The sequence below is a fragment of the Dactylosporangium sp. CA-052675 genome (assembly GCF_050947935.1).
GTDB lineage: Bacteria > Actinomycetota > Actinomycetes > Mycobacteriales > Micromonosporaceae > Dactylosporangium.
In genome coordinates, this window is sequence record NZ_CP192010.1 from 5,685,389 (window position 1) to 5,705,235 (window position 19,847).

Annotated in this window: 14 protein-coding genes; 8 read left to right on the top strand and 6 right to left on the bottom strand. The window is 74.8% G+C overall.

Annotated elements, in window-relative coordinates; translation table 11 throughout:
* Positions 1–35: 35 nt before the first annotated feature.
* On the bottom strand, positions 36–887 hold the full coding sequence (locus tag ACQP1P_RS26040) for a DUF1996 domain-containing protein (RefSeq protein ID WP_433073698.1): 852 nt from the start codon (positions 885–887) through the stop codon (positions 36–38).
* Between the two features lie 261 nt (positions 888–1,148).
* Here ACQP1P_RS26040 and ACQP1P_RS26045 point away from each other — a divergent pair, with 261 nt between their 5' ends.
* The 3 genes from ACQP1P_RS26045 (at position 1,149) to ACQP1P_RS26055 (ending at position 4,566) form a co-directional block, all read left to right on the top strand.
* Entirely contained in the window at positions 1,149–3,308 is a 2,160-nt protein-coding gene (locus ACQP1P_RS26045; RefSeq protein ID WP_433073701.1) for a discoidin domain-containing protein, read from the top strand.
* 76 nt (positions 3,309–3,384) lie between these two features.
* Positions 3,385–3,636: a hypothetical protein gene (locus tag ACQP1P_RS26050; protein WP_433073704.1), complete on the top strand. Its 252-nt coding sequence runs from the start codon at positions 3,385–3,387 to the stop codon at positions 3,634–3,636.
* A gap of 42 nt (positions 3,637–3,678) precedes the next feature.
* Complete coding sequence (locus ACQP1P_RS26055) at positions 3,679–4,566, top strand: glycosyltransferase family 2 protein (protein ID WP_433073706.1); 888 nt, start codon at positions 3,679–3,681, stop codon at positions 4,564–4,566.
* Here the strand turns inward: ACQP1P_RS26055 and ACQP1P_RS26060 are convergent.
* Complete coding sequence (locus ACQP1P_RS26060; protein WP_433073709.1) at positions 4,538–5,209, bottom strand: response regulator; 672 nt, start codon at positions 5,207–5,209, stop codon at positions 4,538–4,540. The two genes, ACQP1P_RS26055 and ACQP1P_RS26060, sit on opposite strands and share 29 nt — an antisense overlap.
* Positions 5,206–6,288, bottom strand: a complete 1,083-nt coding sequence (locus ACQP1P_RS26065) for a sensor histidine kinase (RefSeq protein WP_433073712.1) — start codon at positions 6,286–6,288, stop codon at positions 5,206–5,208. The genes ACQP1P_RS26060 and ACQP1P_RS26065 overlap by 4 nt, the downstream gene beginning before the upstream one ends.
* 194 nt (positions 6,289–6,482) lie before the next feature.
* Between ACQP1P_RS26065 and ACQP1P_RS26070 the strand changes: the two genes are divergently transcribed.
* The 3 genes from ACQP1P_RS26070 (at position 6,483) to chrA (ending at position 8,725) form a co-directional block, all read left to right on the top strand.
* Entirely contained in the window at positions 6,483–6,755 is a 273-nt protein-coding gene (locus tag ACQP1P_RS26070) for a DUF6223 family protein (protein ID WP_433073715.1), read from the top strand.
* A 123-nt stretch (positions 6,756–6,878) separates the two neighbouring features.
* Positions 6,879–7,598, top strand: coding sequence for an ArsR family transcriptional regulator (locus ACQP1P_RS26075; RefSeq protein WP_433073718.1), 720 nt, complete (start codon positions 6,879–6,881; stop codon positions 7,596–7,598).
* Complete coding sequence (gene chrA / locus ACQP1P_RS26080; protein WP_433073721.1) at positions 7,583–8,725, top strand: chromate efflux transporter; 1,143 nt, start codon at positions 7,583–7,585, stop codon at positions 8,723–8,725. The genes ACQP1P_RS26075 and chrA overlap by 16 nt, the downstream gene beginning before the upstream one ends.
* 59 nt (positions 8,726–8,784) lie before the next feature.
* Here the strand turns inward: chrA and ACQP1P_RS26085 are convergent, their stop codons facing one another.
* Entirely contained in the window at positions 8,785–10,023 is a 1,239-nt protein-coding gene (locus ACQP1P_RS26085; protein WP_433073724.1) for an MFS transporter, read from the bottom strand.
* Positions 10,024–10,096: 73 nt separating this feature from the next.
* On the opposite strand from ACQP1P_RS26085, the gene ACQP1P_RS26090 reads away from it, so the two are divergent.
* Together ACQP1P_RS26090 and ACQP1P_RS26095 are read left to right on the top strand one after the other, a co-directional pair.
* A complete protein-coding gene (locus ACQP1P_RS26090; RefSeq protein ID WP_433073726.1) occupies positions 10,097–10,852 on the top strand; it encodes a DeoR/GlpR family DNA-binding transcription regulator in 756 nt (251 codons plus the stop codon).
* A 5-nt stretch (positions 10,853–10,857) separates the two neighbouring features.
* On the top strand, positions 10,858–11,457 hold the full coding sequence (locus ACQP1P_RS26095; protein WP_433073728.1) for an HAD family hydrolase: 600 nt from the start codon (positions 10,858–10,860) through the stop codon (positions 11,455–11,457).
* Here the strand turns inward: ACQP1P_RS26095 and ACQP1P_RS26100 are convergent.
* A complete protein-coding gene (locus tag ACQP1P_RS26100) occupies positions 11,386–16,653 on the bottom strand; it encodes a non-ribosomal peptide synthetase/MFS transporter (protein ID WP_433073731.1) in 5,268 nt (1,755 codons plus the stop codon). The genes ACQP1P_RS26095 and ACQP1P_RS26100 overlap by 72 nt on opposite strands.
* A complete protein-coding gene (locus tag ACQP1P_RS26105; protein ID WP_433073734.1) occupies positions 16,650–19,838 on the bottom strand; it encodes a non-ribosomal peptide synthetase in 3,189 nt (1,062 codons plus the stop codon). The genes ACQP1P_RS26100 and ACQP1P_RS26105 overlap by 4 nt, the downstream gene beginning before the upstream one ends.
* Positions 19,839–19,847 lie beyond the last annotated feature (9 nt).

The following is a 19,847-nucleotide window of genomic DNA, read 5'->3' on the forward strand; positions in this document are numbered from 1 at the left end:
GGAACGGGCGCGGCCGGTCCCCGAGCCGATCGGCGTCAGGGCTTCTTCGGGTCCTCACCGAAGCCGTTGCACTGCCGGCCGCCGTTGATGCAGTACTCGACGAGGTACTGCTGCCGGGCGGCGTCCCAGCCGTTCATGAAGTCGTAGTGGAAGGTGTAGCTGGGGCCGGAGGCGTACACGAGGCCGCCGGTGTCGCCGTTCTTCAGCGGGTACGGCAGCTTGATCTCCAGCATCGGCAGCGGCACGGGGTGATCGGCCGGGCAGACGCCCGAGACCGGCCACGCCATGTGGGACTTGTGGTCCGCGGTGTCCAGGTGGACGCCGTCCCAGCAGCTCGGGGCGACCAGGCGCACCTGCAGGGTCGAGCCCGGCGGGCAGGACGGCGGGATGTCCGCGCCCTTGTAGCCGGTGCACTGCCAGTTGCCGGTGAAGTGGGCGACGTCCGGGGTCTTCGCGTCGCCGACGAGGAGCTTGAACCCGGCCGGGAACGGCTTGACGGTGCGGTAGTCCTTGACGCCGGACTTGTAGTAGACGGTCGGCTTGTCCGGCTGCAGCGGCACGCCGCGCTGCAGCAGGGTCGGGAACCAGTAGCCGGACGCGTCGAGGGTGTCCTCGCACGAGGTGGCCCCGCCGACCAGGGACTGCGGGGTGGAGCTCGCGTTCACGGTCGGGTTGCCGATGAACGAGTGGTTGTGCGAGGCGCCGGGCAGACCCGGGAAGACGATCGGGTCGTCGCTCAGCGTGTGGTTGACGGTGCAGTTGGCGTGCATCTCGTGGTACTGGGCGCGGGGCGGGTCGTCGGCGGCGAGGGCCGGGCCGGCGACGGCGGCCACCGCGGCGAGGGCGAGGGCTGCCACGGACAGGGGCAGCACCGTTCGGATGCTCATGTCGACTCCTTGGCGGTGAATCGAGCATCGGCAATTGGTAGCTGCGGACCGTAGCAGCGCCGGAATCCCTTAGGAAAGCGTTTGCCATCGAGTTGCCATGCCATTTCGCGGTCTACAGTGGAGCGCCGTTGATCGATTTGGCAAGTCGTGGCAAACGATTGTCCGGCCCGGCGCGGCGGGCCTACGGTCCAGTCATCCGCCCCCGCCTCCACGCGCCGCCCGCCAGCGCCGCGCGGCGATGGAGCCTGCCTTGGAGATGCCATGAAACGCTCGTTCGTCGCCTTAGCAGCCGTCGCCGCGGCGCTGCTGGCGTATGCACTCGTCGTAGTGGTCGGACCGGCGGTCGCCGCGTCGGCCTGCGGTACCACCGATGTCGCCCTCAACCGTCCCGCGTCCGCGTCCTCGGCCGAGAGCGCGAGTCTCGCCGCGGCCAAGGCGGTGGACGGCTCGGGCTCGACCCGCTGGTCCAGCGCGCACGGCGTCGATCCACAGTGGATCCAGATCGATCTCGGCGCCACGACGCAGATCTGCCAGGTGGTGCTGACGTGGCAGCGCTCGTACGCGAAGGCGTACCGCGTCGAGGTCTCCGCCGACGGGGTGAACGGCTGGACCCCGATCTACTCGACCACGACCGGCGCCGGCGGCACCGAGACCTTGCCGGTCAGCGGCTCGGGCCGGTTCATCCGGATGTACGGCACCGCCCGCGCGACCCAGTACGGCTACTCGCTCTTCGAGTTCGCGGTCTACGCCGGCGAGCCGGACGTCCCCCCACTGCCCGGCGGCGGTGACCTCGGCTCGAACGTCGTGGTCTTCGACCCGGGCCAGTCCTCGGCCACGATCCAGGCCCGCCTGGACCAGATCTTCACCCAGCAGGAGACCAACCAGTTCGGCACCGAGCGCTACCAGGTGCTGTTCAAGCCGGGCTCGTACTCGGGTCTCAACGCGCAGGTGGGCTTCTACACGTCGATCAACGGCCTCGGGCAGAACCCGCAGGACGTGCAGATCCACGGTGACATCACCGTCGACGCGGGCTGGATGGCCGGCAACGCCACCCAGAACTTCTGGCGCTCGGCCGAGAACCTGTCGCTCTACCCGGTGTCGGGCCGGGACCGGTGGGCGGTGGCCCAGGCGGCGCCGTTCCGCCGGATGGACGTGCACGGCGGCATGACCCTCGCGTCACCGAACTGTGGCTGGGCGTCGGGCGGCTACATCGCCGACAGCCGGGTGAGCGGGGAGATCAGCCCGTGCTCGCAGCAGCAGTGGTTCACCCGCGACTCGACGATCGGCAACTGGAAGGGGGCGCTGTGGAACATGGTGTTCTCGGGCGTCCAGGGCGCGCCGGCCACGAGCTTCCCCACGCCCCCGATCACGACCCTGCCCACATCGCCGGTGACGCAGGAGAAGCCGTACCTCTACGCGGACGCGTCGGGCTACCGGGTGTTCGTGCCGTCGCTGCGGACCAACAGCAGCGGCGCGACCTGGATCAACGGCCAGACCCCGGGCACCTCGCTGCCGCTGAGCCAGTTCTACGTGGCCAAGCCCGGCGTGAGCGCGGCGACGCTGAACCAGGCCGTCGCGCAGGGCCTGAACCTGCTGTTCACCCCCGGCGTGTACCACCTCAACTCCACCGTCAACATCAACCGCGCCAACACCGTGGTCCTGGGCCTGGGCTACGCGACGATCGTGGCGGACAACGGCGCCCTGCCGATGGCCGTCGGTGACGTCGACGGAGTCAAGATCGCCAGCCTGCTCTTCGACGCCGGCCCGACGAACTCCCCCGCACTGCTGCAGGTCGGCCCCAACGGCGCCACCGGCAACCACGCCGGCGCCCCGAACCTGATCTCCGACGTGTTCCTGCGCGTCGGCGGCGCGGGCGCGGCCAAGGTCACCAACGCCCTCGTGGTCAACAACAACAACACCATCATCGACCACATCTGGGCCTGGCGCGCCGACCACGGCGCCGGAGCGGGCTGGACCTCCAACCCCTCCGACACCGGACTCATCGTCAACGGCCAGAACGTGACCGCCTACGGCCTGTTCGTCGAGCACTTCGAGAAGTACAACGTCATCTGGAACGGCAACGGCGGCAAGACCATCTTCTTCCAGAACGAACTGCCCTACGACCCGCCCTCGGCCGCCGCCTGGTCCCACGACGGGATCACCGGCTACGCCGCCTACAAGGTCGCCAACACCGTCACCTCGCACGAGGCCTGGGGCATGGGCAGCTACTGCGTCTTCACCAGCGACGAATCCATCGCCGCCTACCACTCCTACGAGACGCCGGTCAACGCCAACGTCAAGTTCCACAACATCCTCACCGTCTCCCTCGGCAAGGGCTCCATCACCCACGTCATCAACGACACCGGTGACGCCGCCCTGCCGAGCAAGGTGACGCCGCACACGGTGGTCAGCTACCCGTGACGGTCCGGGCGCCCGGCGGCCGTCCAGCCGCCGGGCGCACCGTTTCGCCTCACCCGGGCCGGGTAGTCGACAGGGCATGACGCTGCCGAACGACGACACCGGCCACCTCGCGGATCCCGGCTCCCCCGACGACACCGACGAGTTCGACCGGGATGCCGATCGCGACTCCGACCGGCAAGACTCCGCCCGGCAAGACTCCGACCGGCAAGACTCCGACCGGCAAGACTCCGACCGGCAAGACTCCGCCCGGCAACCACCGGCCCTCGACCCGCTCAACGGCGAGCCCGACGCCACGACCACCGGGGCGCCCCTCGGACCGCCGGACTGACCCGTGACGTTTACGGGTGGCGGCGCGGGACATTCGGGCCCCATGCCCGACGTCTCGGTCGTGATCGCCACCCGCAACCGGTGCGCCCGGCTCGAGCGCACGCTGCGGGCGCTGCACCGCGAGGCCGACCCGCCGCCGGTCATCGTCGCCGACAACGGTTCCAGCGACGGTACCGCCGGCATGCTCGCCACCGCCTACCCGCACGTGCGCCATCTCCCGCTCGGCCGCAACCTCGGCGCCGTCGCCCGCAACCACGGCGCCGAGGCGGCCGGCACGGCCTACGTCGCGTTCGCCGACGACGACTCGTGGTGGGCGCCCGGCGCGCTCGCCCGGGCCACCCGCCACCTCGACGCCGCGCCGCGCCTGGCCCTCGTCGCGGCCCGCACGCTCGTCGGCCCGCGGGAGCGGCTCGACCCGATGTCGGCCTCCATGGCCCGCGATCCGCTCGGTACCGCCCCCGACCTGCCCGGCCCGTCCGTCCTGGGCTTCCTCGCCTGCGCCGCGGTCGTGCGCCGCGACGCGTTCCTGGCCTGCGGCGGCTTCGACCCGGTCGTGTTCTTCATGGGCGAGGAGGCGCGGGTCGCCCTGGACCTGCGCACCGCGGGGCACGGCCTCGCCTACTGCGACGACGTCGTCGCGCACCACCACCCGCAGCCGGACCCGGCCGCCGAGTCCGCGAAACGCCTGCTGGCGCTGCGTAACCGGGCCCTGACCGCGTGGATGCGCCGCCCGGTGCGCGTCGCCGTCGAGGCGACCCGCGACGTGCTGGCGACCGCCCGCCCCGCCGCCTGGCCGCTGCTCGCCCGGCTCCCGCGCGCCCTGGCCCGGCGCCGCCGCGTCCCCGCCGAGGTCGAGTTCGAGCTGGCGCTGCTGGCCGCCGCCGAGCGCGGCGGCCAGGCACTCAGCGAGCGTCCCGCCCGCGGGGGCTGACCAGGCCGGACTCGTACGCGATGACGACGAGCTGCGCGCGGTCCCGGGCGTGCAGCTTGGTCATGGCCCGGTTGACGTGCGTCTTGGCCGTCACGGGACTGATCGTCATGCGGGCGGCGATCTCGTCGTTGGCCAGGCCGTGCGCGACGAGGGTGACGGCCTCGCGCTCGCGGGCGGTCAGCCCCGCCAGCGCGGCCGTGGCTCGCTCCAGCGGGGGCTGGGTGACGTACCGGTCGATGAGCCTGCGGGTGATCGAGGGGGCCAGCAGCGCGTCGCCGCGCGCCGCGACCCGCACGGCGTGCAGGAAGTCCTCGGGCAGGATGTCCTTGACCAGGAAGCCGGCCGCCCCGGCGCGCAACGCCGTGAAGACGTACTCATCCAGCCCGTAATTCGTGAGCACCACCACGTGCACGCCGTCCAGTCTCGGGTCGGCCGCGATGCGCCGGGTCGCCTCGAGCCCGTCGACGACGGGCATGCGCACGTCGATGAGGACCACGTCGGGCCGCAGCCGCGCGGCGAGCGCCACCGCCGCGCCGCCGTCGCCGGCCTCGGCCACGACCTCGATGTCGTCCTCGGCGTCGAGCAGCGCCCGGAACCCGCTGCGGATGAGGGGCTGGTCGTCGACCAGCAGCACGCGGATCACGCGACGGGCAGTTCGGCGTGCACGGCGAAGCCGCCCTCGGGGCGCGGCCCGGCCCGCAGCGAGCCGCCGAGCGCGGTCACCCGTTCCCGCATGCCGAGCAGGCCCACGCCGGGCGCGACGGGCGCGGCCGGGGTGGCGGTGCCGTCGTCGACGACGCGGATGCCGAGCAGGCCGGGGCGGTACTCGATGGTGACCGTGGCGGTCGCGGCCGCCGCGTGCCGGGCGACGTTGGTGAGCGACTCCTGGACGATGCGGTACGCGGTGCGCTCCAGCGCGGCGGGCAGGCCGGCCCGGTCGCCCTCGATCGTCAGCGTCACCTGGACGCCGCCGGCCCGGGCCCGCTCGACCAGCTCGGGGACGTGCTCGAGGCCGTTGGGCCCGCACGCGTCGTCGTCGCGCAGCGCCCCGAGCGTCGCGCGCAGCTCGCGGGCCGCCTCCCGGCCGGCCTCGCGGATCGCGAGCAGCGCGTCCGGCACCGGCTCGCCCCGCTTCTGCGCCACGTGGACGGCGGCCTCCGCCTGCACCTTGATCACCGAGATCTGGTGGGTGAGCGAGTCGTGCAGCTCGCGGGCGATGTGCAGCCGCTCCTCGTCGGCGCGCCGGCGGGCGATCTCCTCGCGGGTCCGTTCGGCCTCGTCGGCCCGCCGCTCGGCCTGGCGCAGCGCCTCGCCCGCCGCACCGGCGGCGATCAGCCACGCGAACTCGAGCACGCCGCGGGACCCGGCGAACGCGGCGCCGGTGCTCTGCCCCGCGGCCAGCGCCGCCAGTGGCAGCGCGGCGAGCATGGCCACGCTGACGGCGATGGTCGCGGCCCGGCGGCCGGCGCGCATGGCGGCGTACACCGCGACGAGATAGGCCACGGCGAACACGTCGAACCCGGCCGCGTGATAGCCGACCGCGCACAGGCCGGTCGCGACGAGCACGGCCACCGGCGCCCGGCGGCGCGCGGCCAGCGCGAGGCCGCCGGCGACCAGCAGCGCGTAGCCGGCCGCGGGGCCGGGGCGGTGCTCGCCGACCCCGGCGATCAGCAGGATCGCCGCGACGCCGACGGCGATGCCCCAGTCCGAGATGCGGCCCATGCGGGCACCTTAGCCGGGCCCGGGCGCGGGCGACTCGTCCGCGCGGACCGCATCGGCCTACTGCGCGCGCAGCAGGCGCCCGGCATCTGCCGCGGCCGTGGCACCCCGCAGAGCCGTCCCCGGGCCGATGCGCCGCGACCGCCCCGGCGGCCAGGATCGGTGCCATCCCATTCCCGCACCTGAAGGAGCCGACCATGACCGTCGACCGGGCCGTGGCCACCCTGGCCGCCATCGTCGCGCTGAGCGCCGTCGTCATCGGCGTCCGGGCCCTGAGCCGGGCGGGCCGCGGGGCGGCCGTCGCCCTGGCGGCCGGGGCGGCCGGCCTGATCACCGGCGTCATCGTGCTGGCGACCGCGGACGGCGGTCCGGGCACCGGCAACGGCGTCGTCGGCGCCGGCGCGGCCGTGGTGCTCGGGCTGGCCGCGATCGTCCTCGGCATCGTCGCCCGACGGCGGCGACTCGCATGAACCCGGCGCGGCCGACGCGATCCGGGCCGGACGGCGGCGATTCGCGTGAGTCCGGCGCGGCCGACCCGATCCGGGCCGGACTCCGGGGATTTGCATCAAACTGATTTGATGTATTCTGCGGGCGTGGAGGAGTTACCCCCGTTCCTGCAGGCTGCGGCGCACCCGCTGCGGTGGCGGCTACTCGGCGAGCTGTCCCGCAGCGACCGCCAGGTGCACGAGCTGACCGCGCTGCTCGGCGAGCGGCAGAGCCTGGTCTCGTACCATCTGGGCCACCTGCGCCGCGCCGAGCTGGTCCGGTCCCGCCGCAGCGCCGCCGACGCCCGTGACATCTACTACCGCCTGGACCTCACCCACTGCGGCGCGCAGCTGGCCGCGGCGGGCGGCGCTCTGCACCCGGCCCTGCGCTACGTCGCACCGCGACCCGCCGTGCCGGCCCCGACGAGCGTGCTGTTCCTGTGCACCGGCAACAGCTCGCGATCCCAGATGGCCGAGGCCCTGCTGCGCGAGCGCTCGAACGGGACGATCGCCGCGCACAGCGCCGGCAGCCGCCCCAAGCCCGTCCACCCCGACGCGGTCGCCGCGATGGCCGCGCGCGGGCTGGACCTGAGCACCGCGCGCCCGAAGCACCTGGACGAGTTCGCCGGCCGGCGCTTCGGCCACGTCATCACGCTGTGCGACAAGGTCCGCGAGGTCTGCCCCGAGTTCCCGGGGCACCCGGACACGATCCACTGGAGCATGCCCGACCCGTCCGCCGAACCGGACGGCCGCCCCGCCTTCGACCGCGCCGCCGACGAGATCGCCGAGCGCCTCGACCACTTCCTGCACACATGCGCGACGACGTAAGCCTCGCCACCGTCCTGCGGGAGTGGGGCCGCATCGGCTGCCTCGGCTTCGGCGGTCCCCCGGTCCACATCACCCTGCTGCGCAAGCTCTGCGTCGAGGATCGCCGGTGGATCGACGCGCAGGAGTTCGAGGACGCCATCGCGGCGTGCAACCTGCTGCCCGGCCCGGCCTCGACCCAGCTGGCCATCTTCTGCGCCTGGCGGGTCCGCGGCCGCGTGGGCGCGCTCGTGGGCGGGGCCGCGTTCATCGTCCCGGGCCTGATCGTGATCCTGGCCCTGGCCGTGCTGTTCCTGCACGGCGACCCGCCCACGTGGGTGAAGGCCGCCGGCGCGGGAGCGGGCGCCGCGGTCGCCGCCGTGGCCGTCCAGGCCGGGGTGAGCCTGGTCCCGGCGGGATGGCAGCGAGCACCGCAGCACAGCAGCCGCGTCAGATGGATCCTGTACCTTCTCGCCGGCGCCGTCGCCGCCGCGACCATCGGCCCGTGGCTGGTGCTGCTCCTGGTCGTCGCGGGCATCGTCGAGCTGCTGGCCCAGCGGGTCCCCGCCCCCCGCCGACCCCTGACCCCGGCCCTGGCGGTCACCGGCCTCGGCGGCGGGGCACTGTTGTCCGTGGCCTGGGTCGCGCTCAAGGTGGGCGCCCTGTCCTACGGCGGCGGCTTCGTCATCATCCCGCTCATGCGCGCCGACGCGGTCGACAACTACCACTGGATGACCGGCGCCCAGTTCCTCAACGCGGTCGCCCTCGGCCAGATCACGCCGGGCCCGGTCGTGCAGACGGTGGCGGTGGTCGGCTACGCCGCGGCCGGACTGGGCGGCGGCGTGCTGGCCTCGATCGTCGCCTTCAGCCCGTCCTTCGCGTTCATCCTGCTGGGCGCGCACCGCTTCGACCGCCTGCGCGGCAACCGGGCCGTGCGGGCCTTCCTGGACGGCGCGGCCCCGGCCGCGATCGGCGCCATCCTGGGCTCGGCGATCCCGCTGGCCCTGACCCTCACCCAGACCTGGCAGTGGTTCGTGCTGGCCGCGGCGGCGGTGCTCCTCCTGGCCCTGCGCCGCGGCCCCGTCCTGACCCTGCTGAGCGCGGCCGCGGCGGGGACGGTCATCGTCCTGTCCGGCGGCCCGCTGGGGTGACCACCGGGCCGTCGGATCGCCGACCGGACGCGACGCACTGGCAAGCCGCTACCGAGCACCTAGTCGTCGTCGGGGGCCGGGCGCGGTGCGGAGGGCTCGGGCGACGGGCGCGGCGGGCGGACCGTCGTGGCGATCATCGCGGCCACGGCCAGCAGGACGGCCACCACGGTCAGGGCGCGCAGCACGGTGATGTGATCGCCGAGGAACCCGATGGCGGGCGGCCCCCCGAGGAAGGCGCAGTACCCGATCGAGGCGATCACGCTCACCCGCCCGGCGGCCCCGCGCGGGTCGTCGCCGCCCGCGCTCATCCCGACCGGAAAGCCCAGCGAGGCGCCCAGGCCCCAGAGCAGGGTGCCGGCGTAGGCGTAGACCGGGCCGGGGCCGAACACGAACAGGGCCACGCCCGCGATGCCGATCACGGCCAGGACGCGCACGACCGCGGTGCGGCCGTAGCGGTTCAGCAGCCGGGGGCCGAACCAGCGGCCCGCGGTCATCGCCGTCAGGAAGAGCGCGAAGGCGATGGTGCCCAGCGCGGCCGACACGTGGTGGCCGTCGATCGCGGCGACGCTGATCCAGTCGTTGCCGACGCCCTCGGCGAAGGCGAAGGCGAGCACGAACAGGCCGATCAGGAGCGTACGGGGCTCCTTCCACGCGGCCAGCGCGCCGCCGGGGGCGGACTCCCGCGAGGCGGGCTCGCCGGGGTCGTGGTCGGCGATGAAGCGCCGCGCCTGCCAGGTGACCACGAGCACGACGAGCACGGCCACGGCGACGAGGTGCACGGCCACGGGGACGCCCAGGGCGACCATGGCCGCGCCGACGAGGGCGCCGGCCACGGTACCGAGGCTGAATCCGGCGTGGAAGCGGGACATGATCGATCGGCCGAGGTGGCGCTCCACCACGGTGCCCTGCACGTTCATCGCCACGTCCCACGCGCCGTTGGCGAAGCCGAGCAGTGCCAGGCCGGCGACGACCGGGGCGACGCCGGCCTGCGCGCCGAGCGCGGCGACGACGAGTCCGACGCCGAGCAGGACCGCCATGGTGCCGACGATCCGGGCCGAGCCGAAGCGGGTCACCAGGGGGCCGGAGAGCGGGAGCGCGACCAGGGAGCCCGCGGCGATGGCGAGCAGGACCAGGCCGAGGGCGGCCGAGTCGAGCCCGAGGCGGTCGCGGACCTGCGGGATGCGGGCGGCCCAGCTGGCGAACGCGAAGCCCGAGCCGATGAAGGCGGCGTAGGTCGCGGCCGTGGCGGTGCGGGCCGCGGGCGGGGTGGGCGCCGCGGCGATGATCGAGGGGAACATGGCAGCGAACATAACAAACAAGATCCGCGTTCGAAACGTTGTCTTTACCGCGCCAGTCGTGTTCAATGGCGGCATGACGCTCAGCGATCGTCACCGGCGGATCCTCGACGCCGTGCAGCACGCCGGTCAGCTCGGCGTCCCGCGGCTGGCCGAGCTGACCGGCACCTCCGAGATGACCGTGCGCCGGGACCTGGAGCACCTGGCCGACCAGGGGATGCTCGAGCGCTACCGGGGCGGGGCGCGCAGCCTCACGCTGCGCGGCGAGGAGCCGCCGTTCGCGGTGCGCACGCACGAGGGGCTGGACGCCAAGCGGCGCATCGCCGCGGCGGTCGCGGACCTGATCGCCGACGGGGAGGCCGTCGTGGTCGACGGCGGCACCACGTGCCTCGAGGTCGCCCGCCTGCTCACCCCGCGCCGGATCACCGTCATGCCCCTGTCGATGCACTCGGCCAACGCGCTCGCCGGCGGCCCCCAGCTCCGGCTGCTGCTGCCCGGCGGCGAGCTCCGCCCGGACGAGCTCGCGCTCACCGGCCCGCTCGCCGAGGCATCGCTGGCCGCGCTGCGCTTCGACACCGCGGTCCTCGGCTGCTGCGGCCTCACCGCCGCCGGGATGACCGCCTACGACCTCGCCGACGCGGCGATCAAGCGCGCGATCATCGCCTCCGCCCGCCGCGTCATCGTGGTCGCCGACCCCGCCAAGCTCTCCCGCACGGCGCTGGCGTTCGTGGCGCCCGTGTCCGCGTTCAGCCTCGTGGTCACCACCGAGGAGGCGGCCGAGGACGACACGAACGCGCTCGCCGCCGCCGGCACCGTCGTGCGGAGGGTCTGAGCGCCGTGCCCGACGTCATCCTCTTCGACCTGTTCGGGGTCATCGCGCGGCACCAGTCGCGGGCCGGCCGCGACACCCTCGTGCGGATCGCCGGTCTCCCCGAGGCCGATTTCTGGCCGTCGTACTGGCACGAGCGCGTCGCCTACGACGCGGGCCTCGTCACCGGGACCGAGTACTGGCGCCGGGTCGGCGGGTTCACCGAGGAGCGGATCGCCGCCCTCATCGAGGCGGACATCGCGAGCTGGAGCGAGGTCGACGAGGAGATGGTCGACCTGCTGGAGCGGGCCGCGGCCGCGGGGGTGCGCCTGGCGCTGCTGTCCAACATCCCCGCGGAGCTCGCGGCCCACTACGAGCGCCACCACCGGCGGTGGCTGCGGCACTTCGAGCTGGTGGCCTTCTCGTGCCGGATCGGGCTGGCCAAGCCGGACCCCGCGGCGTATCGCTGGTGCTGCCGCGCGCTCGGCCTGGCCCCCGATCGACTGCTGTTCGTGGACGACCGCGACGAGAACGTCGCGGCCGCCCGGCGCGTCGGGCTAGACACGCACCTGTTCGTCGGCCTCGGCCTGGACCTCGTCCAGCGAGTCGGGGATCTCGGCGCCCGCTGAGGCGTCCGGCAGGTCGTCCTCCATCCGGTGCAGGGGCCGGTAGGCGAGGCCCAGCGCGCCCCAGACCACCAGCAGCACGCCGCAGGCGAGCAGGATCAGCCCCGTACCGCGGGCATCCCCGACCCCCACGACCCGCCCGACCGTGTCCGCGAGCGCGCCCCCGGGCCGCAGCAGCGGCGCGACCGCGTCCGTGAACGGCGGTGCGGTCAGGAACGCGACCGGCGTCATCGCCACGGCCAGCATCTGGTTCGTGGCGAGCACCCGGCCCTGCAGCTCCAGGCCGACCTTGACCTGGATGATCGCGAGCCAGTGGGCGTTGAGGATGGTGAGCGAGGCGTACCAGATGAGACTGCCCACCGCCGCGAGCGCCGTCGACGGCCGCAGCCCGACGAGCGCGGCGCCGAGACCGACCCCGATGACGAAGCCCACCATGCCCGTGGCCCGGCGCTCGGCCCCGCCCCACAGCACCATGGCCAGCGCGCCGAGGCCGGCCCCGACGCCGCTGAACGCGGTGACGAGGCTGACCGCCGTCGTGCCGCCGAACGCGTACACGGTCGGCACGGTCACGGCGAGGGCGAGCATCGCGAGGTAGTTCTCGACCACGAAGAACACGATCATGATCATGAGCGGGCGGCGCCGGACGAGGAACCGCCAGCCGCCGACGATCGCGCGGACGAACGTCTCCTCCTGCCGGCGGAAGAGCCGGTCGGGCAGGCGCACCAGCAGCAGCGTGCCGACGCCGACGAGCAGCGACACCACGTCGACCGCGACGACCCACGGCATGCCCAGCGCCGCGATCAGCGCGCCGCCGGCCAGCGGCGCGATGAGCATGCCGATGCCCGGGCCGAGGTTCGCCAGCGCGTTGGCCTGGCCCAGGTAGGGCTTCGGCACCAGCTGCGCGACCGCGGCCAGGTAGGCGGGCCGATGGAACGCGGTCACCGCGGACAACAGCCCGGCCAGCAGCCCGACGCTCCAGATCTCCAGGCGGCCCAGGGCCAGCAGGGTGACCACGGCGGACATGACCACCGCGCCCGCCCCGTTGCAGGCCAGCATGATGCGCCGCCGGTCGATCCGGTCGGCGACCGCCCCGCCCACCGGCAGCAGCACGATAGAGGGGAGCAGGGCCAGCATGGTGACGAGGGCGTAGTCGGCGACGCGGCCGTTGCGCTGGTACGCCCAGACGCCCAGGGCGAACGAGCTCAGCGCGGCGCCGATCAGCGAGGTGGTCTGGCCGGCCGTCATGACGTAGAACTCGCGCAGGTCGCGGCGGGCCCGGCCGCCGGTGACCGCGGTGCTGACCGCCGCCGGCGCCCGGCCCGCGCCCCACTCCCGCAGCGCGCCGGCGATCTCGTCGGCCGCGGCCGCCGCCTGGTGCTTGAGGAAGTAGTGCCCGGCCCGGGGCAGGACCGCCAGCGCGACGCGATCCGCGAAGGCGCCCCATTCCGCATAGCGTTCCTGGTACAGCTCCGTCGAGCGGTCCCGCGCCCCGATCAGGCACAGCACGGGCGCCCGCAGCCGCCGCCGGTCGGGCCGGGTCAGCTCGCGGGTGAACCACGTCTGCGACTCGTCCACGTCGTGGCGCAGGCTGCGCAGGATCACGTCGGCGTCGAGGCCCTCGTCGTCGTCGAGGCCGCCGAGCGTGCGCAGGAAGTCGCGGTACGCCCGGTCGGAGGTGAACCACGTGGCGTGGAAGCGCCGGTGGAACCAGGACGACACCCGCCCCGGCAGCCGCGCCGCCGGGAAGCTGCCGCCGACGACCAGCCCGGCGACATCGCGGCCGTCGGACTCCAGGCGCAGGGCGAGCTCGGTGGCGGCCGCCGAGCCGACGCAGTGGCCGTAGACCAGCACCGGGCCGGTCGGCAGGTCCGCCACCACGCGGTCGATCAGCTCGGCCATCGGCATCGGCGGCTCGTCGGGCCGGGCCGGGTCGTGCCCGGGCAGCTCGATCGCCAGCACGGCCGCGCCGGGCAGGCGCTGCGCGAGCTCGGTGGCCAGCGGCCCGTACGCCGCGGCCGAGCCGCCGCCGTAGGGCACGCAGACGACGGTCAGCGTCGCCTCGGCCGGCCCCGCCAGGCGGTGCAGCAGCCCGGTCGAGCCGGTGTCGCCGTCGAGATAGGCGGCCAGCTCCCGCACGGTCGGGCGGGTGAACAGGTCGATGACGCGCAGCTGCGGGTCGATGGCCCGCACGGCGCGCACGGCCTTGAACGAGTCGCCGCCGAGGGCGAAGAAGTCGTCGTCCAGCCCGATCTCGGCGCCGTCGAGGACCTCGGCCCAGGCCGCGGCGACCCGCAGCTGCGTCGGGGACTCCGGCGCGACCCGGGTGGCGGCGCCCGGCGTCTGCGGTGCGGGCAGCGCGGTCCGGTCCACCTTGCCGTTGGCGGTCAGCGGGAGCCGGTCGAGGACCACGAACGCCGACGGCACCATGTAGTCCGGGAGCCGGTCGCGCAGCGCGGCCCGCACCACCCCGGGATCGGCCGTCGCGGGCGTGATCCAGGCGGCCAGCCGGCGCGTGTGCGCCTCGCCGACGGGCAGCACCACGGCCTCGCCGACGCCGGGGACCCCGCGCACCGCGGAGGCGACCTCGTTGAGCTCGACCCGGAAACCGCGGATCTTCACCTGGTCGTCGACCCGGCCCAGGATCTGCACCAGGCCGTGGGCGTCGACGCGGACGCGGTCGCCGGAGCGGTACCAACCCTGCTGAAAGCGGTCGTCGACGAGGTTCAGGTATCCGCGCGCCACGCTCGGGCCGCCGATGCGCAGCTCGCCCGGCACCCCGTCCGGCACCGGCCGGCCCGCCCGGTCGGTCACCCGGCACTCGACGTTGGCGAACGGTCGCCCGATGGGGACGGTGCCGACGCGGCGCTCGGCCGGAACCTCGCGCACGTCGCAGCCGAGCACGGAGACCGTCGTCTCGGTCGGGCCGTAGTGGACCTGCACCTCCAGGTCCGGCCGGACCCGCTCGATGCGCTCGACGAGCTCCCACGGGCACGGCTCGCCGGCCAGGACGAGCAGCTCGCGGGGCAGCAGCGCGGCGAGGTCGCCGTGCGCGGCCAGCAGCTCCAGGTGGCTCGGGACCAGCTTCATCGCGTCGACCGGGTGCGCGGCCAGGTAGGCGGCGAACGCCTCCGGATCCGTGGCGGTCTCGCGGTCCACGAGGTGCGCCACGCCGCCGGTGGCGAGCGCCCCGAACAGGTTCGTCATGCCGAGGTCGGCCGCGTGGGTGGACACCAGGGCGTAGGAGCCGTGGTGCCCGATGCGGTCCGCCACCGCGTGCAGGTAGTGCGCGATGTTGCGGTGCTCGACCATGACGCCCTTGGGCCGGCCCGTCGAGCCGGACGTGAAGATGAGGTACGCGAGGTGGTCCATCGCCACCACCACGGCCTCGGCCGGCTCGCCGGTCACGTCCGCGACGACGATCGCCTCGCGGCCCGGGACGCGGCACGGCTCACGACCCGCGAACGCGGCCTCGGTGAGCACGAACCGGGCCTGCGCCGCGTCGAGGATCTCCGCCACGCGGCCGTCCGGGTAGCCGGGGTCGACGGGCAGGTAGGCGGCGCCGGCCTTGAGCGCGCCGAGCAGCGCCACGGGCAGGGCCGTCCCGCGCTCGGTGAGCACCGCGACCGGCTCCTCGGGCCGCACGCCGGCCGCCAGCAGCCGGGCCGCCACCGCCCCGGCGCGCCGGTTCAGCTCCGCGTAGGACAGCCGGCCGTCCGCCGCGACCACCGCGGTCGCGTCCGGCGCCGACTCCGCGTGGCGGGCGATGAGCTCGTGCAGCGGCCGGTCCAGCGGGTAGGACACCCGCGGGCCGTCCGGCCCGGGCCGCACGCCGGGCTCCAGCGCCAGCTCGCCGACGGGGCGGTCGGGCTCGGTGACCAGGCCCGTCAGCAGCGCCAGGAACCAGTCCATCAGCCGCCGGGCGGTCACCTCGTCGAACAGGTCGGCGCGGAACACCAGCGAGCCGCGGTAGCCGTCGTCCACGCGCGACAGCGCGAGGTTGAGGTCGTACTTGGCCGTGTGGGTCGGCAGCTCGATGCCCTGCGCGTCCAGGTTCGGCAGGCGCAGCGGCGCGGCCGGCTGCTCCAGCACGTTGAGCAGCACCTGGAAGATCGGCGTGTGACCGAGGTTGCGCTCGGGCTGCAGCCGCTCCACGATCCGCTCGAACGGGGTCTCGGACTGCGCGAGCGCGTCGATGGCCATCTCGCGGACCCGGTTCAGCAGCTCGCGGCCGGTCGGGTCGCCGGAGCAGTCGGTCCGCATGACCAGCGTGCCGATGAAGCAGCCGATCATCTTCTCGACGTCCGGGTGGTGCCGGCCCGCGACCGGGACGCCGACCGGGATGTCGTCCGTGCCGCACACCCGGGCCAGCAGCGCCTGGAACGCGGTGAGCAGCACCATGAACGGGGTGGCCCCGCAGGACGCGGCGAGCGCGGCGATCGGGCCGGTCAGCGCCGCGGGCACGTGCACCCGCACCTGCCCGGCCTCGTGGCCGGCCACCGCCGGGCGGGGCCGGTCGGCCGGCAGGTCCAGCACCGGCGCCAGGCCCCGCAGCCGCTCGACCCACCGGTCCAGGGCCCCGGCCGACGGCTCGAGGCCGGCCTGCCAGCGGGCGTAGTCGGCGTACTGCAGCGCGGGCGCGTCCGGCGCCGGGCGGCCGTCGAGGCGGCGGGCGTACAGCTCGGCGATCTCGCCCAGCGCCAGATCGATCGACCACGCGTCGAAGGCGATGTGGTGGACCACGAGCAGCAGCACGTGCTCGTCCGGCCCGTCGCGGCGGATCAGCGCCCGCATCGGCGGCTCCTGCTCGAGCCGGAACGCCCGGTGCCGGAACGCGTCCAGGTCCCCCTCGGTCTCCACGGGCACGTCGTCCGCGCCGCCCAGCACCCCGGTCGGCACGCCGTCGCGGTCCACGAACCGGGTTCGCAGCACGTGGTGGCGCACGGCCAGGTCCCGGATCGCGGCGGTCAGCGCGGCCACGTCGAGCGGGCCGGTCAGCCGCACGGTGGCCGTCACGTGGTACGCGCCGCTGTCCGGCTCCAGCTGGTGCAGGAACCACAGCCGGGCCTGGGCCGGCGACAGCGGCGCCGGCGCGCCCGGGTCGGCGGACGCGGGAATGGTGGTGGCGGTGCGAGCGGCGTTGCGGCGCGCCCCGGCCAGCCGCTGCTGCAGCAGCGAGCGCTGGGTGTCGGTGACCGTCACGCCTGCGTCACCTCGGCCAGCAGCAGCGCCTCCAGCGCGGCGGCGAAGTTGGCCAGCACCGGCTGCTCGAACTGCAGCCGCACCGGCACCGCGAAGTCCAGCGCGTCGCGGAGCCGGCCCACGACCAGCGTCGCCGACAGGGAGTGCCCGCCCAGGGCGAAGAAGTTGTCGTACACCGACAGCTCATCGCGCTTGAGCACGGCGCTCCACACCTCGGCGACGAGCTGCTCCGCCTCGGTGCGCGGCGCGACCCGCTGCTGCACCTCGTCCCGCGGCTCGGGCAGCGCCGTGCGGTCGACCTTCCCGGAGGCGTTGACCGGCAGCGCGTCCAGGGCCATCCAGCGGCGCGGGACCATGTAGTCGGGCAGCGCCGCCCGCAGCAGGGTCTCCAGGGCCTGCGGGTCCGGCGTCGACCCCTGCTGCGGCACCACGTAGCCGACGAGGTGCGCGTCGCCGGTCGGGTCGGCGACGGTCACCACCGCCTCGGCCACGCCCGGCGCCGAGCGCAGCTGCGACTCGATCTCGCCGAGCTCGATGCGGTGCCCGCGCACCTTCACCTGGTGGTCGCGGCGGCCGAGGAAGTCCAGCCGCCCGTCCGTGCGCCAGCGCACCAGGTCACCGGTGCGGTAGCAGCGCTCGCCGGGCCGGACCGGGTCGGCGACGAACGCGGCCTCGGTCAGGTCGGGCCGGCCGTGGTAGCCGCGGGCCACACCGGCCCCGCCGATCCACAGCTCGCCGATGGTGCCGGGCAGCGCGAGGCGGCCGGCGGCGTCCACGACGTACACCCACTCCCCCGCCATCGGGGTGCCGATGGGCACGGTGTCGCCGACGGGGGCGGTGACGCGGTACATCGTGGAGACCACGGCGGTCTCGGTCGGGCCGTAGCCGTTCCAGGCCTCGCCGAGCCGGGCCGTGAGCTCGCGGGCGAGCGCGGGGTCGAGGGCCTCGCCTATGGCGATCCCGCGCACCTCCGGCGACTGCCAGCCGGCCGCGACGAGCATCCGGAAGGTGGTCGGGGTCGCGGTCATCACGGTCACCTTGGACTCGGCGATGCGCTGCGCCACGAGGTGCCCGTCGACGGCCACGCCGCGCTCCAGCAGCACCAGGCGGGCGCCCCGGCCCAGGCCGCACCACAGCTCGAGCCCGGCCACGTCGAACGAGAGCGCGGTCAGGCCGAGCATCACGTCGTCGGGCGTCACGGGGACCAGCTCGCAGTTGGCGGCGACGAACGCGGCGACGGCGCCGTGGTTGAGCTCCACGCCCTTGGGGCGGCCGGTCGAGCCGGAGGTGTAGAGGATGTACGCGAGGTCGTCGGGGCCGGTCGCGGGGAGCTCACCGGGCTCGGCGGCCAGCGCGTCGGCCAGGTCGACGAGGACGGCGCCGGTGCCCTCGACGAGCGGGCGGGCCACGTCCAGCGTCTCCGCGGCGGCGAGGACGACCTTGGCGCCGGAGTCGCTGAGCTGGTAGCGCAGCCGCTCGGCCGGGTGGTCGGGCTCCAGCGGCACGTAGGCCGACCCGGCCCGCCAGACGCCGACCAGCGCGGCGGGCAGGTGCCGGTCGCGGGGCAGGCAGATCCCGACGGGCGAACCGGACCCGGCCCCGTGCGCGCGCAGCGCGGTCGCGATCCGGGCCGCGGCCACGGCCAGGTCGCCGTAGCTCAGGGTGCCGTCGGCGGCGTCGACCGCGACGGCCGCGGGGCGGGCGTCGGCCTGGGCGAGGACCGCGTCGAGCACCGTGGCGGGCGCGTCGGCGGGCAGCGCCGGGCCGGTGCCGAGGGCCACCAGCTCGGCCCGCTCGGCCTCGCCCAGCAGGTCGAGCTGCGACAGCGGGCGGTCGGGCTCGGCCAGCATGCCGTCGAGCAGGGCGAGCAGCCAGCGCGACCAGCGCTCGACGGTCGCCCGGTCGAACAGGTCGAGGCGGTAGTGCAGCTCGCCCTCGTAGCCGCCGCCCTCGGCCTGCAGCGACAGGCTCACGTCGAACTTGTTGAAGTCGAGCGGGGCGTCGAGGCGCTCGGCGCGCACGCCGGGCAGCGCCGGGTCGCGCTGGGCGGCTTCGAGCAGGTACAGCATCGACTGGAAGATCGGCGTCGTGGCGGTGGAGCGCTCGGGCGCCACGGCCTCCACGACCCGCTCGAAGGGCGCGGTGGCGTGCGCGAAGGCCTCGAGGGTGGTCTCCCGGACGCGGTCGAGCAGCTGGCGGCCGGTCGGGTCGCCGGACAGGTCGGTGCGCATCACGAGCGTGTTGATGAAGCAGCCGACGACGCCCTCGGTCGCGCGGTGGTGGCGCCCGGACTCGGGCACGCCGACGGCGACGTCCTCGCTGCCGCAGAGCCGGCCCAGCAGCGCCTGCCAGGCCGCGAGCACCACCATGAACGGCGTCGCGTTGCACTCCCGGGCGGTCTCGCGCACCCGCTCGGCCAGGGCCGGGGAGAGGCTGAACGGCAGGTAGCCGCCGCTCCAGTCGGCCACCGCCGGGTAGGGCCGGTCGACGGGGAGCGCGAGCACGGGGGCGAGCCCGGCCAGCCGCTCGACCCACCAGCCGACGTGGTCGTCCGCGGTCCGCGTGGCCTGCCACTCGGTGATGTCGGCGTACTGCAGCCGCGGCGGCGCGGGCGGCTCGCCCTGGCCGAGGCGGGCGGCGTAGAGCGCGCCGATCTCGTCGAGCATCAGGTCCCGCGACCACGCGTCGGTGGCGATGTGGTGCACGGTCAGGGCCAGCACGTGGTGCTCGGCGCCGAGCCGGAAGAGCACGGCCCGCATCGGCGGCTCGCGGTCGAGCTCGAACGGCCGGCTCACCTCGGTCCGCAGCGCCGCGTCCAGCCCGGGCTCGTCGATGTCCACGATGGACAGTTCGATCCGGTCGGCCGGGCCGGCGACGGCGTGCGCGGGCGGCGCGATGACGCTGCGCAGCACCTCGTGCCGGGCGGCGACCTCGCGCAGCGCGGCCAGCAGCGCGTCGGCGTCGAGCGGGCCGGTCAGCCGCAGCACCGTGGGCACGTGGTAGATCGAGGTGTTGGTCTCGAACTGCGCGTTGAACCACAGCCGGGCCTGCGACGGTGACAACGGCTGCGGCGCGTTCGGGTCGGACCGGCGCGGGATCTCCGCGTCGGCCCGGGCGGCGGCGCGGGCGGCCGCGACCCGCCGCTCCATGAGGGCCCGTAAGCTGTCCTGGTCAGACAAGGTCATAGTCGTTCC

Excerpts from the sequence above, each read along its gene's own strand:
- ACQP1P_RS26040 (WP_433073698.1), bottom strand. The coding sequence starts at position 887 with ATGAGCATCCGAACGGTGCTGCCCCTGTCCGTGGCAGCCCTCGCCCTC.
- ACQP1P_RS26045 (WP_433073701.1), top strand. The coding sequence starts at position 1,149 with ATGAAACGCTCGTTCGTCGCCTTAGCAGCCGTCGCCGCGGCGCTGCTG.
- ACQP1P_RS26050 (WP_433073704.1), top strand. The coding sequence starts at position 3,385 with ATGACGCTGCCGAACGACGACACCGGCCACCTCGCGGATCCCGGCTCC.
- ACQP1P_RS26055 (WP_433073706.1), top strand. The coding sequence starts at position 3,679 with ATGCCCGACGTCTCGGTCGTGATCGCCACCCGCAACCGGTGCGCCCGG.
- ACQP1P_RS26065 (WP_433073712.1), bottom strand. The coding sequence starts at position 6,288 with ATGGGCCGCATCTCGGACTGGGGCATCGCCGTCGGCGTCGCGGCGATC.
- ACQP1P_RS26070 (WP_433073715.1), top strand. The coding sequence starts at position 6,483 with ATGACCGTCGACCGGGCCGTGGCCACCCTGGCCGCCATCGTCGCGCTG.
- chrA (WP_433073721.1), top strand. The coding sequence starts at position 7,583 with ATGCGCGACGACGTAAGCCTCGCCACCGTCCTGCGGGAGTGGGGCCGC.
- ACQP1P_RS26085 (WP_433073724.1), bottom strand. The coding sequence starts at position 10,023 with ATGTTCCCCTCGATCATCGCCGCGGCGCCCACCCCGCCCGCGGCCCGC.
- ACQP1P_RS26090 (WP_433073726.1), top strand. The coding sequence starts at position 10,097 with ATGACGCTCAGCGATCGTCACCGGCGGATCCTCGACGCCGTGCAGCAC.
- ACQP1P_RS26105 (WP_433073734.1), bottom strand. The coding sequence starts at position 19,838 with ATGACCTTGTCTGACCAGGACAGCTTACGGGCCCTCATGGAGCGGCGG.